Raw genomic sequence first — 13,919 nt, forward strand, 5'->3', positions numbered from 1 at the left:
TTAATAAGTCGGCAATGGGGTAATCGCAAACTCAAACCCTACTATAGCGACCGACATTTTTCCATAGCGTCTTGGAGCACGGCTTGCTACGCTGCACAACTGCTTAAACTCTAAGCCGTAAACATCAGCACACGTTTATCATGTTGTCGGCGAGCAGAATAATCCATTAATATGGATTTTGAATATTTTGAGCACACGAATAGGGGGGGATGTGCTAGTAAATCTATTATCAAAAAAACCACGCGCCACGAGCGTACGTTGGTTAGGTGCTACCGTTTTATGCACGTTGTTGAGTTCGCAGGCATGGGCTTTTTCTATCGACGATGTGGCCAAACAGGCACAGGATCTGGCAGGAAAAGGCTTTGAAGCCCCGAAGAGCAACCTTCCTTCTCAGTTTCGCGATATGAAGTTCGCGGACTATCAGCAGATCCAGTTCAATCACGATAAAGCCGTGTGGAGCAAGCTGAAAACCCCTTTCAAGCTTGAGTTCTACCATCAAGGGATGTACTTCGACACGCCGGTGACCATCAACGAGGTTACGGCCACCACCGTCAAAGAGATCAAATACAGCCCGGACTATTTCAACTTTGGTCCCGTCAAGCACGATCCCGACTCGGTAAAGAAACTCGGTTTCGCCGGGTTTAAAGTGCTCTATCCGGTCAACAGTGCGGATAAGAACGACGAAATCATGAGCATGCTGGGCGCCAGCTACTTCCGCGTGGTGGGTAAAGGGCAGGTTTATGGGCTTTCTGCCCGTGGGCTGGCTATTGATACTGCCTTGCCATCTGGCGAAGAGTTCCCGCGTTTCCGCGAGTTCTGGATCGAACGTCCTAAGCAGGGCGACAAACATCTGGTGATTTATGCCTTGCTGGATTCTCCGCGTGCCACCGGCGCTTATCGTTTTGTGGTTTACCCCGGCCGCGATACCACGGTAGATGTCCAGTCCAAAGTGTTCCTGCGCGACAAAGTGGGCAAGTTGGGTATGGCACCGTTGACCAGCATGTTCCTGTTTGGGCCGAGCAATCCTTCGCCAACGCTGAATTACCGCCCGGCGCTGCATGACTCCAACGGTCTGTCTATCCATGCTGGTAACGGCGAGTGGATCTGGCGTCCGCTGAACAATCCTAAGCACCTGTCGGTCAGCACTTACAGCATCGAAAACCCGAAAGGTTTTGGTCTGCTGCAGCGTGGCCGTGATTTCCGTGACTACCAGGACCTGGACGATCGTTACGATCTGCGTCCAAGCGCCTGGGTTGAGCCGCGCGGCGATTGGGGCAAGGGCAAGGTTGAGCTGGTAGAGATCCCAACTGCGGATGAAACCAACGATAACATCGTGGCGTTCTGGACGCCGGACGTGTTGCCTGATGCAAAAACGCCGTTGGCATTGAACTACCGCCTGTACTTCACCCGCGACGAAGAGAAGCTGCATTCACAGGATATCGGCTACGTGGGTAAAACCATGCGTTCAACCGGTGATGTGAAGCAGTCAAACCTGATCCGCGAGCCGGACGGCAGCGTGGCGTTCCTGGTTGACTTCGTCGGCCCGGCACTGAAAACGCTGGATGCCAATACGCCGGTAGCTTCTCAGATCAGCATTGGTGACAACGGCGAAATGGTGGAAAACAGCGTTCGCTATAATCCGGTCACCAAAGGCTGGCGTTTGACGGTGCGTTTGAAAGTGAAAGACGAGAAACAGCCGGTAGAAATGCGTGCTGCGTTGGTCAACGGTGACAAGACCCTGACGGAAACCTGGAGCTATCAGCTACCTGCCAATGAATAAGTCTACTGAAACTGCCCAGGAATATCTTGCGGCAATGCCCCTGACCGATGAGCGGTCAGGGGTGCTCAAACAACAAATGATGGCGGGTGATACCGATACCCCGGCACTGGAGGCTTTGCATCGTCAGATGGGAGCCTCTGATGTCAATGTAGCATCGCTGCCTGCCGATGACATTGCCCTGGCCTCGGTCAAGGCACGCATCAGCCAGGCTTGGCCGGATGCCGTCGATGACGACGATTTTGATTGTGACCCGGAAGGGCGCACCATCCTGAAAGCCACGCCGCCGATAAAACGTACCACCATGTTCCCTGAAGCCTGGCGCACCAACCCGGTGGGGCGTTTCTGGGATACTCTGCTGGGTCGTAAGACGCACAATCGTCATGCCAGCAAAGAAGAAGCCGAGGCGGAAAACCGCTGGCGTATTGTCGGTTCAATGCGCCGTTACGTGCTGTTGATCCTGATGTTGGTGCAAACCGGCATCGCCACTTGGTACATGAAAACCATCCTGCCTTATCAGGGCTGGGCGCTGATCGATCCTATCGCCATGTTCGATCAGGATCTGATGCAGTCGATGTTGCAAATATTACCGTATCTTTTGCAGACCGGTATTCTGATCCTGTTTGCCATTCTGTTCTGCTGGGTCTCTGCCGGCTTCTGGACGGCGCTGATGGGGTTCCTGCAACTGCTGATTGGCAAAGATAAATACAGCATCTCTTCGACTATCAAAGGTGATGAGCCGATCGATCCAGCGCACCGTACCGCGTTGATCATGCCGATCTGTAACGAAGACGTTGAACGGGTATTTGCCGGGTTGCGGGCAACCTACGAATCGGTGAAGGCGACCGGTCAGCTTGAGCATTTCGATATCTATGTGCTGAGCGACAGTTACGATCCCGATATCTGCGTCGCCGAACAGAAAGCCTGGATGGAGCTGTGCCGCGATGTTGAGGGCCACGGACGTATCTTCTACCGCCGTCGCCGCCGCCGTGTTAAACGCAAGAGCGGCAACATCGACGACTTCTGCCGTCGTTGGGGCGGTGAGTACAGCTACATGGTGATCCTGGACGCGGACAGCGTGATGAGCGGCGAGTGCCTCACCGGCCTGGTACGCTTGATGGAAGCCAACCCGAACGCCGGTATCATCCAGTCTGCGCCAAAAGCCTCAGGCATGGATACGCTGTATGCTCGTGTGCAGCAGTTCGCCACGCGTCTCTATGGCCCGTTGTTCACCGCTGGTCTGCACTTCTGGCAGTTGGGCGAATCCCATTACTGGGGCCATAACGCCATCATCCGGGTGAAACCCTTCATCGAGCACTGCGCGTTGGCACCGTTGCCGGGTGAGGGCTCGTTTGCTGGCTCCATTCTCTCCCATGACTTTGTAGAAGCCGCATTGATGCGTCGTGCTGGCTGGGGCGTTTGGATAGCCTACGATCTGCCGGGCAGTTATGAAGAGTTACCGCCTAACCTGCTGGACGAGCTGAAACGCGACCGCCGCTGGTGTCATGGTAACCTGATGAACTTCCGCCTGTTCCTGGTAAAAGGCATGCATCCGGTACACCGCGCGGTGTTCCTGACTGGGGTAATGTCCTACCTGTCGGCACCGTTGTGGTTTATGTTCCTGGCGCTGTCCACCGCGTTGCAGATAGTGCATACGCTGGTGGAACCGCAATACTTCCTGCAACCCCGGCAGTTGTTCCCGGTGTGGCCACAGTGGAAGCCAGAACTGGCGATTGCGCTGTTCTCCACCACCATGGTGCTGCTGTTCCTGCCGAAGTTGCTGAGCATCGTGTTGGTCTGGGCAAAAGGTTCGAAGCAATACGGCGGGCCGATCCGGCTGCTGATTTCCATGCTGATGGAAGTGATGTTCTCAGTGCTGTTGGCGCCGGTGCGCATGCTGTTCCACACCGTGTTTGTGGTCAGCGCCTTCCTGGGCTGGGAAGTGGTGTGGAACTCGCCGCAGCGTGATGATGATGACACCCCTTGGGGAGAGGCCTTCAAGCGTCACGGTTCGCAAATGCTGCTGGGGCTGGTTTGGGGCGGCGGTATGGCATTGCTGGATCTGAACTTCCTGTGGTGGCTGTCACCGATCGTCTTCTCGCTGATCCTGTCACCGTTTGTTTCGGCGCTGTCGAGCCGCGCAACGCTCGGTCTCAAGAGCAAGCGAGCCAAGCTGTTCCTGATCCCGGAAGAATACGATCCGCCGCGTGAACTGGTTGCCACAGACACCTATCTGCAGCTTAATCGCCAGCGTGCCTTGCGCAATGGCTTTATGCATGCGGCGGTAGACCCGTCCTTCAACGCCTTGGCTGCCGCTCTGGCAACGGCTCGTCACCATCTGCGTACTATTATCGATCGGACGCGGGAAGAGCGGGTGAACGAGGCGCTGGAAGTGGGACCAGAGAAGTTGGCGAAAGCCAAACGCCTTGAGCTGTTAAGCGATCCGGTAGCGTTATCACGCCTGCATCAGCGCATTTGGCTGCTGCCGCAGGGCGAGGCCTGGCGCGAACATTATCGGCAGTTACCGCATAATGAGCTGGCTCACCCCGTCGGCCAACGCTAACGGTTAGTATTAATTAAAGGGGAATGCGCACTGCGTGTTCCCCTTTTTCGTTTCAATCTCAATAAAGCTTGGATGTTGAAAATGGCTTCACTAGTCCGTCTGGCACTGTTGGCCGCTATGGTGACGGCATTATCTGGCTGCGGTAGCATTATCAGCCGTACGGTGCCTGGTGCAGGCCACGGGCACCAATATTATCCAGGGGTGCAGTGGGATTTGCGTGATACTCCCTGGCGCAGTGTTATGGTGATTGATGTACCGCTCTCGCTGGTGGTGGATACCTTTATGCTGCCGTTTGATGCGCAGCACGGGCCTTACGAATAGGTTTTAGCCTCTGGTTGCGAAGACCACCAACTGATAGCTTTGGTTATTGCAGTGGAAAGTGGTCAACGCCGTCATTCCCAGGCCAGCGACATGGGCGGCGAGCGAATGCGGGTTATCCTCACTAACAAACAACGCTCCAACGTCAAAATCCTGCTGAGTTCGCGCTTTCACCGCGGCAAACAACTGGCGTAATACACCTTTTCCCCGCCAATCGGCACTCAGGCATACCGGGCCGTACAGAAATACCCGTTGTTGATCCAATGCCTGGTTTTGAAACCGCTGTGTGGCCAACGTGTGCAGCATGGCATCCACTACCGGCGGTCGGGGTTGGGCGTCGGTTGGCATCAGGCAGACAAACCCAGCCAACTGTTCTTCTTCGGTAGCGATCAAAATACCCAGGCCACTGTTGATGCTCGCCAGCTGTTTTTCGTTCATCTGCGAGACGATAAATCCCTGTTGCCGCTGCTGGGGGCTAAGTTGCTCTGGAGTGTTTTGCGCCTGTAGAGCCAGAATTGCGGGATAATCACCGGGAACCGCTTGCCTGATGAGCATGATGCCTACCTGTGTTAAGGAGAGAATGTAGCAGCATGCAATGCGTAACCAGGGTCGTCAAGGCTAGGGTGGGCAACCAGGCGCCCACCCAACGGGCTCAACGCTCATCCCATTCGTCGGCAGCGCTTTGGCCTTCTTCGGTATCCAGCGGAGGGTCGAGCTGAAAATCCCCTTCCTCCCACTCATGTAGCGTATTTTCGTTGATCCACTCGGCGCGGATCTCAATCTCGTCGTAGTCACCGTCAAAAATGGCCTGGGCGGCAGCACCGCTGCGCATCGTCATGCATTCAACGGACTCACCTTCTTCTTCGAAAAACTCCGCCTGCCACATCGTGTCGCCATCCAACATGATGTATTTTTGCAGGTTAAACTGTTGAGGTACCGGCGGTTCATCATCGCCGCCTTCCGCCGTTTCGATAAACTCTTCGCGAGCGGCTTCGATCGCTTCTTCCAGCGTGGCATACAGGCTCATGCTCATCTCCTTTTTCAATCATCTTGGGGGACACCAGCATTAATTGTTGTCGCATCGCCGCAGGATGCAAATTTTTTGTTGTCCGTTTTGCGACGATGGTTGTCCATCCGCCGGGAGACGTGTGGCTACGGGCAGGAAATAATGACTACACACTTTGGTCTGTAGGAGAATCAGGATGTTAGCCAACCCAGCAAGCAAGTACCGGCCGTTCCCGGCCATCGATTTACCCGATCGTCAGTGGCCGGGGCGCATCCAGCAGCAGGCACCGCGCTGGTGTTCCAGCGATCTGCGTGACGGCAATCAGGCGTTGGCCGAGCCGATGGATAACGCTCGCAAGCTACAGTTTTACCAGTTGTTACTGTCCTGCGGGTTTAAGGAAATCGAGGTAGCATTTCCTTCCGCATCACAAACCGACTTTGACTTCGTTCGTCACTTGATCGAGCAACGGCTGATCCCGGATGACGTCTCAATCCAGGTGCTCACGCAGTCGCGCGACGATCTGATCGACCGCACTATGGAGTCGTTACAAGGGGCTCCACGTGCCATCGTGCATCTGTATAACGCCACCGCCCCGATGTTTCGCGACATCGTTTTCAAGCAGGACAAAGCCGCTACCGTGGCGCTGGCGGTGAATGGCGCACGCCGTATTCGCCAATGGTGCGACCGGCATCCGGAAACTGACTGGTGTTTCGAGTATTCGCCAGAGACCTTCTGCTTTACCGAGCTGGAGTTTGCCCTGCAAATTTGTGAGGCAGTGGCGGACGTGTGGCAACCTGAACGCCAGCGGCCCATGATTATCAACCTGCCCGCCACCGTGGAGATGAGTACCCCGAACATTTATGCCGACCAGATCGAATGGTTCTGTCGCCACTTCAGCCAGCGGAAGCAGGTGACCATCAGCGTGCATCCGCATAACGATCGCGGTACCGGTGTCGCTTGCGCAGAGTTGGCCATGCTGGCGGGGGCTGACCGAGTGGAAGGTTGCCTGTTTGGCAACGGTGAACGCACGGGTAATGTCGATTTGGTGACGTTAGCCCTCAATTTGTACACCCAGGGCATCGCGCCAGGGCTGGACTTCAGCCGGTTGAAGGAAGTGGTTGAAGTGGTGGAGCAGTGCAACCAGTTACCGGTACACCCGCGCCATCCTTATGCCGGGGAGTTGGTGTTTACCGCGTTCTCTGGCTCGCATCAGGACGCTATCAAGAAAGGCTTTGCCGCCCAACAGCAGCGTGAAGATGGGTTATGGCAGGTGCCTTATCTGCCGCTTGACCCGGCAGACGTGGGGTGCAGCTATGAGGCGGTGATCCGCGTAAACAGCCAGTCTGGCAAGAGTGGCGCTGCCTGGCTGCTGGAGCAGAATCATGGGTTGCGCTTGCCACGTGGCTTGCAGATCGATTTCAGCAAAGTGGTGCAACAGGCCACGGATGAAAGCGGCAAGGAGATGACGGTGGCGGAAATCTGGCGGCTGTTCCGCAACAGCTACGGATTGGTGGAACAGCCGCGCTTACAGCTGCTCAGCTATCAAACGCAAAGTCAGGGTGGGGCGGCTTACAGCTTTACGGCGCAGGTGGCTCTGGCGGGGGAACCAATGCAGTTGCAAGGCAGCGGTAACGGGTTACTGTCCAGCGCGGTGGACGCGTTATGCCAGCGCTTTGGCCTGGTGCTGGCTATCGACGATTACCATGAACACACCCTGGGGCATGAGAGCCATAGCCGGGCAGTAACCTATATCCGTTGTACCCCTGCAAGGGGGGAGGCAATTTACGGAGTAGGGATTGACGCCGACTCGGCCAGTGCCTCGCTCCAGGCTCTGTTCAACGTGGCTGGCCGCTGTTTGCCGTGATCGCTGGCTGAGCCTGGGTAAAATACGTGCTGGGGGAAACGCCAAGCAGGCGGCGGAACATGGCGCTAAACGCGCTGGGGCTGTCATAGCCCAGATCCAAAGCCACCTCCAGAACCGACCTTCCGGCGGCCAGGGCGTTGAGCGCCGCCAGCAGGCGGGCACGACGTACCCAGTCGCTAAAGCGTAGGCCGGTCTCACGCTGGAATCGACGGGACAGCGTACGGCCACTGACGTTGATGTGCTGCGCCGCCAGCTCCAACTCCCAAGGCTGCGCCAAAGATTGTTGAATGTGCTGGCACAGGGCCAATAAGACGCCATCGCGTGGCTCGGGAAGGTGCAGGGGCAGGATCGGCAGCATACGCAACTCATCGAGGATCAGTTCCATAATGCGTTCTTCGCGTCCGCCGGGCCGGTAGCCGGGCTGAATATCCATCGCGCTGATAATCAGTTCACGCAATAAGGGGGAAATCTGCACCACTTGGCACTGAGCAGGCAAATCGGCACGGGCCAGGGGATCGACGAACAGCGTGCGTGCCGCCACGTTACCGCTAAAACGCAGGTTATGTTCCACTTTGGCCGGTAACCACACGCCACGGCCGGGGGGGACGACCCAACTGCCTACGCGCGTATTCACCTGTACCACACCGCTGAGGCCATGGATCAGTTGAGCGCAGCTGTGGTAATGATCCGGTTCGCTATCGCCATCCTGATAGTCCTTTGAAAACGGCACGATAGACTGATTCTCTGGGAGAAAGTCGACGTTAAACAGCATTGTTCCTCCTCTGGAGCCTGATGACGTGTCTGTTGCAGCATGCCATGTCTTGCAGCTAGCGCAAAGCGCATTTCCTGTACGCCGTTTTGCCATGAAACGGCTTAGGCTAGCTGTTTGCCAACGGGAGGAAATATGGAACTTGCCAACGCGGTATTACGGATCGCCCGGCCCACCGACCATTTGGCCGCGATTGCCAAAATGTATTGCCAGGGGTTGGGGTTTGAACAACTGGGCGAGTTTGCAGATCACCAGGGGTTCGATGGCATTATGCTTGGCCATCCGCATCATGCCTATCATCTGGAATTCACCCATCACCGAGGAGTGCTGGTTGGGCGCGCGCCTACGCAAGACAACCTGCTGGTATTTTATTTGCCGGAAATAACCTGTTGGCAGAGAAGGTGCCATCAGATGCTAGCCAGTGGCTTTGAGCGCGTGCAAGCCTACAACCCTTATTGGGATGTGCATGGGCAAACGTTTGAAGATTTGGATGGCTATCGTGTGGTGTTGCAAGCACGTGCCTGGCAAAGCTAATGCCGCCCTGGCGCAGATTTGCACTGTGCTGTGTGCCAGCTTTAATTGCTTTTCGTTGTATTTGGCTTTATTCTGGGGATGGTTTATATATTGATTTATAATGAAATTTCGATAACTTTAGTCTATAGATAGGGGTGGGGATGACTAAAAATATAGTGGGATTATTAATAATAAGCATTGCATCAGCTGTCCTAATTGGATGTGCTTATCATGATAAAAAGGACAGGCTTGTATACGTCTCTGGCAATGATAGCTTCGTGTTAAAAAAAGAATGCGTCTCAGAGATGAAGCTTATACCTAACCAAAACAGAGATAAGCATCCGGATGCCATGATTTTGGCCATGATGTTGAATAAAAGTGCTGATTGTTCGGGTAAATTAAATTCTGTGTTTAATGAAAATATAGGTAGTACGGCTGCCGTATATTTTAATGATGTTGTTATTTTAGAACCTACGCAAATTTCTTCTGAAGTGAAAACAGAACTGTCATTTAGGCAATATATTCCAGATGGTAAGATAGGTATTAAAATATTAAATGCCTATCAGAAGTAACGGCCAGTTTCAAGGGAGGGAAACCCTCCCTTTTTATCTGGTTACGGGGCTAGTTCTGTGGGTAGTCCACTCTTACTGATATTGGCACTGAGTGGGTTTTAAAACGGATACGTGGCGTTCCTATTCCTGATGTTTTAATAAACTGTGAGCCTGGACCAATAGTATTTATAGTCTCTATCCCGTTTGCGGTTGGGTATTGAATCTGCACGTCAAATGATGATTGTGAATTAGATGTATGATCAAAACTCGCTGTGTAGGCATCATTCCCTGACACGGCAGCAAGATCCATCCAGCCACTCCATATTCCAGGTATAAGATTGACACCTTTCGACTGGAAGGGTTTACTTCCACCACATCTACCGTCTCTTTTTTTGGCTTCACGAGACTTCTGTAGTCCTTCCATCACAACACCTTTGCTCTGACCTCGGCGTTGAGCAAACTTTGTCATATATATTTTTCTGGCTTCTCCTGCATCACCTTTTTTAAGTGCATCGGTGAGTTTCTGATAGTCCTTATTATTTTTGATATATGGGCAGTTCTTTTTCCCACAAATAATACAGATATTATTTTCCAGTGCCTCTTTCACCTCTTGAGGAAATGAATCAGGAACTGAACCAGGATTTAACTTCAAATCATCCCATTCCCAGGCTCTGGTTTTGGGGTCCCAGTGGGTGTTGGGTTCATGTGGGTTGCCGCTGTTACAGTCAAATGCATCGTAGGTGACGTTGTCTGGATGATTTACCATTGATGTTCTCCTTTTATGTTTTCATGTGTTCAGAATACTGTATGTATTGTAATTTGTTTATATACAGTATCTGGATGATACAACCACTCGCAAAGGTAGGCAATAAATGAGAGCGATTCGCATTTGTGCTGTAATCCACACTACCGGAAGATATTTTGAAAGGAGAGTTAATTAGATTAAATTTCAATATAAACAATGAATTATATTGTTATTATGGATTTTAGTTGTGTTGGGCCTCGAACTCCGTGCAAGAGTTAATCGGTAATGGGATGCGGAGGATGAATACCGTAGCCAAGTTGTAGCACGCTCGGTTCCCTCTCCTGGGCTGATGACTCCAAACAAAAAAAGCCAGCGCTGGGCGCTGGCTTAATTAAAAGGCTTCAGTGTCTATCAGGCGTGCGTGACCGGTTTGTCACCGCTTTTACCCTGCGTGTTTTCCAGCATACGGCGGATCGGGACGATCAGCAGGATAAGCACGGCGGCACAGATCACCAGCGCAATAGAGCAGCGGGCGAACAGGGTTGGCAGCATGTCCAACTGATCCGCTTTCACGTGGCCACCAATCAAACCGGCGGCCAGGTTGCCCAGCGCGCTGGCACAGAACCACAGGCCCATCATCTGGCCACGCATTCTATCCGGTGCCAACAGCGTCATGGTTGCCAGGCCAATCGGGCTCAGGCAAAGCTCACCCAGCGTCAGCATCAGGATACTGCCCACCAGCCACATTGGTGACACGCCAGCGCCGCCATTGCCCAACACTTGTTGCGCGGCCAGCATCATCAGGCCAAAGCCTGCGGCGGCAAACAGAATACCGATCACGAATTTGGTGATGCTGCTCAGGCGGATTTTGTTACGAGCCAGAGCCGGCCAGGCCCAACTGAAGATTGGCGCCAACAGGATAATGAACAGTGCGTTAATCGATTGGAACCATACCGCTGGGATCTCGAAGTCGCCGATCATGCGGTTGGTGTAATCGTTAGCGAACAGGTTGAACGAGGTCGGTTTCTGTTCGAAGGCCGACCAGAAGAAGGCGGCAGAAATCAGCAGGATAAAACAGACCAGCAGACGAGCACGCTCTTTGCGGCTCAGGCCGGCAAAGAAGAACAGGTAGATAAAGTACAGCGTGACCGAGGCGGCGATGACGTAAACCAACATACTGGCAACGGCGACCGGGTTAATCACGATGATGCCTTGTGAGATCATAACCACGATCGCGGCAACGCCCACGGCCAGTGCAATCAGCCAGGCACCCACGCCATTTTTCTTGGCAACCGGGCTATTCCAGGTTGAGTCCAGGCCCACTTCGCTGTCATAGCGCTTCATGGCCGGTACGGCAAACACCCGGAAAATCACCAAGGCCACCAACATCCCGATACCACCGATGCCGAAGCCCCAGTGCCAACCGTGTGAACGGATCAACCAGCCGGAAATCAGCGGGGCAATAAAGGAGCCCATGTTGATGCCCATGTAGAACAGCGAGAAGCCACCATCACGGCGCGCATCGCCTTTCTTGTACAGGGTTCCAACCATTACCGAGATACAGGTTTTGAACAGGCCGGAACCGAGCACGATAAACATCAGGCCGACGAAGAACAGGTCGTTGCCCATAATAGCGGACAGGGCAATCGACAGGTGACCCAGAGCGATCAGGATCGAACCGTACCAAACGGCTTTTTGCTGGCCGAGCCAGTTATCGGCTAACCAGCCACCCGGCAGTGCCGCCAGGTACATACTGCCAGCAAAGATACCGACGATCGCCGAGGCGTTTTCGCGCGCCAACCCCATCCCGCCGTCATAAACCGTGGCGGCCATAAACAGGATCAGTAATGGACGAATGCCATAAAACGAGAAGCGCTCCCACATTTCAGTGAAGAACAACGAGCCGAGAGGATATGGATGGCCGAGGAACGTCCGGCTTTCTTTCTGATTAACAGAGGATTGCATAAAGTCTTCCCAATATAATGTGCTGCGCGCTGGCAGCAGATACTGTGGTATGTCTGTGTCTGTAAGTGAGGTAATCCCGCTGATGCGGATTACCTGACAAAACCTCAGCCGCAGCGCCTATTAAGCTTGAAAACCCTGCAGGCCATTTTATTCACTTGGTCAGAATGTTATTTCTGGCGTGATATTATTTAACCATTTGATAACTGAATGGTGGTTTTGTCTAGTACCTGTATCCCATTTTTTAGACGAAAAGTCGACAAACATCTACTTTATTGGTTTTTATGTTGGTTGTGGCGTTATTTCGATTGACAGGTGGTTTATTGCTCTATTTGTGACTTTTGTGTCTAAAAACAATGTGTTAATAATATTATTCTTAGAGATTGGGGCAGAGCCGGAGCGAAAGGGTAACAATAATAAAAGTAAGGGAAACGGGGCTTGGATAATATTTATCAGAACAACTGGCGATAAATAGCGCTATTACTCTTCCTGTAACGTGTCTTCACGCATTCTCGCTGGCCGCCGCTGTAAACACCACCAGGAATAGAACGCGTTAAATAGCACCACCAGCGCCGTCATGCAGAATACCGCGCGGAATCCATAGCTGGCAGAAACGGCGGCGCCGAGTAGTGGGCCGCTGACGTTGCCGATATCCCGGAAAGATTGGTTATAGCTGAATATTCGCCCGGCAACCTGATTGGTACAGTTGTAGATCAGCAGGGTTTGCACCGCAGGCAGCAGTGCGCCATCGGCAGCGCCGAGCAGGAAGCGCAATACGCCGAGTTGCCACGGTGTCTGGACAAAGGCCATTGGGATCAGCAACAGCACGGAAATCACCAGCATAAACACCAGAATCCGCTCCGGGCCGATCCTGTCGCCCAGCTTGCCCAGCCGTGGCGCACTCATCAAGGCGGCAACGCCGGGTACCGAGGCGATCAAACCGCTGACAAACGCCAGGTTGCTGATGTTGCCTGCCAGTTCACGCACGTAAAGCGTGAGGATTGGGGCAATCGAGCCAGTGGCGATCTGGATGATCATGGTGGTGATAAACAGGCTGAGGATCAGCTTGGGACTTTTGAGCGAGGCAAACACCTGGCGCGCATGCAGCATGTCTTTTTTCTGCACTGGAGTGAATTGTTCCCGTACGCAAAATAGCGTCAGCAGGAAACAGATAAACAGCACAGTGGCAGTGATGAAGAACACGGGGCGCAGGCCATATTGGTCAGCCAGCAAGCCGCCAATCAATGGGCCAATCAGGGCACCACTGACGCCGCCGGTCGATAAAGTACCCAGGGCCCAGCCGCTGCGATGGCGCGGCACCTGGGTAGCAATCAGCGCATTGGCGTTGGGAATAAAGCCGCCGAGCAACCCCAGCACCGCGCGCAGTGCCAGAAACTGCCAGATGTTCTGCGCCATGCCCATCAGCACCATCACAATGCCCATTCCTAGCGCAGAACGCAGCAACATCAGCTTACGCCCACGGCGATCGGCCAGACTGCCCCAGAACGGCGAGGCAATCGCGGAGAACAGGAAGGTGATACTGAACACCAATCCGGACCACATATTCAGCGACTGATGGCCGGTAACGCCAAGAGCTTCGACGTACAGCGGCAGGAACGGCATGATCAGGCTAAAGGCCGCACCGGTCAGAAAGCAGCCCAGCCAGGTGATGAACAGGTTACGTTGCCAATTGATGGGTTCTGCTGCCGGGGCCATAGGTTTCCGTGCGGGAAGAGATGCCTGGCGATCGCGCAAGGCAAAAAAGTTAGCTTGGTAAGTATGCGCTTAATAACGCAGGTTATCAAATGAGCAGCTGTGTGATTTTGCGTGAAAATGAAATAAAGTTTTAAA

The 13,919-nt window shown here is 53.6% G+C and carries 12 protein-coding genes; 6 read left to right on the forward strand and 6 right to left on the reverse strand.

Going from position 1 to position 13,919, the window contains the following annotated elements:
- Window positions 1-211: 211 nt before the first annotated feature.
- From WN53_RS19045 to WN53_RS19055, 3 genes are all read left to right on the forward strand, one after another.
- Entirely contained in the window at window positions 212-1,780 is a 1,569-nt protein-coding gene (locus WN53_RS19045) for a glucan biosynthesis protein G (RefSeq protein WP_024485689.1), read from the forward strand.
- Complete coding sequence (gene mdoH, locus WN53_RS19050; protein WP_024485688.1) at window positions 1,773-4,340, forward strand: glucans biosynthesis glucosyltransferase MdoH; 2,568 nt, start codon at window positions 1,773-1,775, stop codon at window positions 4,338-4,340. Before WN53_RS19045 ends, mdoH begins: the two co-directional genes overlap by 8 nt.
- Window positions 4,341-4,421: 81 nt before the next feature.
- On the forward strand, window positions 4,422-4,661 hold the full coding sequence (locus WN53_RS19055) for a YceK/YidQ family lipoprotein (protein WP_370454289.1): 240 nt from the start codon (window positions 4,422-4,424) through the stop codon (window positions 4,659-4,661).
- A gap of 3 nt (window positions 4,662-4,664) precedes the next feature.
- Here WN53_RS19055 and WN53_RS19060 read toward each other — a convergent pair whose 3' ends face one another.
- Together WN53_RS19060 and WN53_RS19065 are read right to left on the reverse strand one after the other, a co-directional pair.
- Entirely contained in the window at window positions 4,665-5,213 is a 549-nt protein-coding gene (locus WN53_RS19060; protein WP_024485686.1) for a GNAT family N-acetyltransferase, read from the reverse strand.
- A 97-nt stretch (window positions 5,214-5,310) separates the two neighbouring features.
- Window positions 5,311-5,685: a MysB family protein gene (locus tag WN53_RS19065; protein WP_024485685.1), complete on the reverse strand. Its 375-nt coding sequence runs from the start codon at window positions 5,683-5,685 to the stop codon at window positions 5,311-5,313.
- A gap of 175 nt (window positions 5,686-5,860) precedes the next feature.
- On the opposite strand from WN53_RS19065, the gene leuA reads away from it, so the two are divergent.
- Window positions 5,861-7,528: a 2-isopropylmalate synthase gene (leuA, locus tag WN53_RS19070; RefSeq protein WP_046808172.1), complete on the forward strand. Its 1,668-nt coding sequence runs from the start codon at window positions 5,861-5,863 to the stop codon at window positions 7,526-7,528.
- Here the strand turns inward: leuA and WN53_RS19075 are convergent.
- Window positions 7,500-8,300, reverse strand: coding sequence for an AraC family transcriptional regulator (locus tag WN53_RS19075; RefSeq protein WP_024486554.1), 801 nt, complete (start codon window positions 8,298-8,300; stop codon window positions 7,500-7,502). The genes leuA and WN53_RS19075 overlap by 29 nt on opposite strands.
- A gap of 132 nt (window positions 8,301-8,432) precedes the next feature.
- On the opposite strand from WN53_RS19075, the gene WN53_RS19080 reads away from it, so the two are divergent.
- Together WN53_RS19080 and WN53_RS19085 are read left to right on the forward strand one after the other, a co-directional pair.
- Window positions 8,433-8,831, forward strand: a complete 399-nt coding sequence (locus WN53_RS19080; protein ID WP_024486555.1) for a VOC family protein — start codon at window positions 8,433-8,435, stop codon at window positions 8,829-8,831.
- Window positions 8,832-8,971: 140 nt separating this feature from the next.
- Entirely contained in the window at window positions 8,972-9,382 is a 411-nt protein-coding gene (locus tag WN53_RS19085) for a hypothetical protein (RefSeq protein WP_024486556.1), read from the forward strand.
- 49 nt (window positions 9,383-9,431) lie between these two features.
- Here WN53_RS19085 and WN53_RS28245 read toward each other — a convergent pair whose 3' ends face one another.
- The 3 genes from WN53_RS28245 to mdtG form a co-directional block, all read right to left on the reverse strand.
- Window positions 9,432-10,127, reverse strand: coding sequence for a colicin Z family toxin (locus tag WN53_RS28245; protein WP_024486557.1), 696 nt, complete (start codon window positions 10,125-10,127; stop codon window positions 9,432-9,434).
- Between the two features lie 390 nt (window positions 10,128-10,517).
- A complete protein-coding gene (locus WN53_RS19095; RefSeq protein ID WP_024486558.1) occupies window positions 10,518-12,071 on the reverse strand; it encodes a peptide MFS transporter in 1,554 nt (517 codons plus the stop codon).
- Between the two features lie 477 nt (window positions 12,072-12,548).
- On the reverse strand, window positions 12,549-13,784 hold the full coding sequence (gene mdtG / locus WN53_RS19100) for a multidrug efflux MFS transporter MdtG (protein ID WP_024486559.1): 1,236 nt from the start codon (window positions 13,782-13,784) through the stop codon (window positions 12,549-12,551).
- Window positions 13,785-13,919: the final 135 nt, after the last annotated feature.

This window comes from Serratia fonticola (genome assembly GCF_001006005.1).
Lineage (GTDB): Bacteria > Pseudomonadota > Gammaproteobacteria > Enterobacterales > Enterobacteriaceae > Chania > Chania fonticola.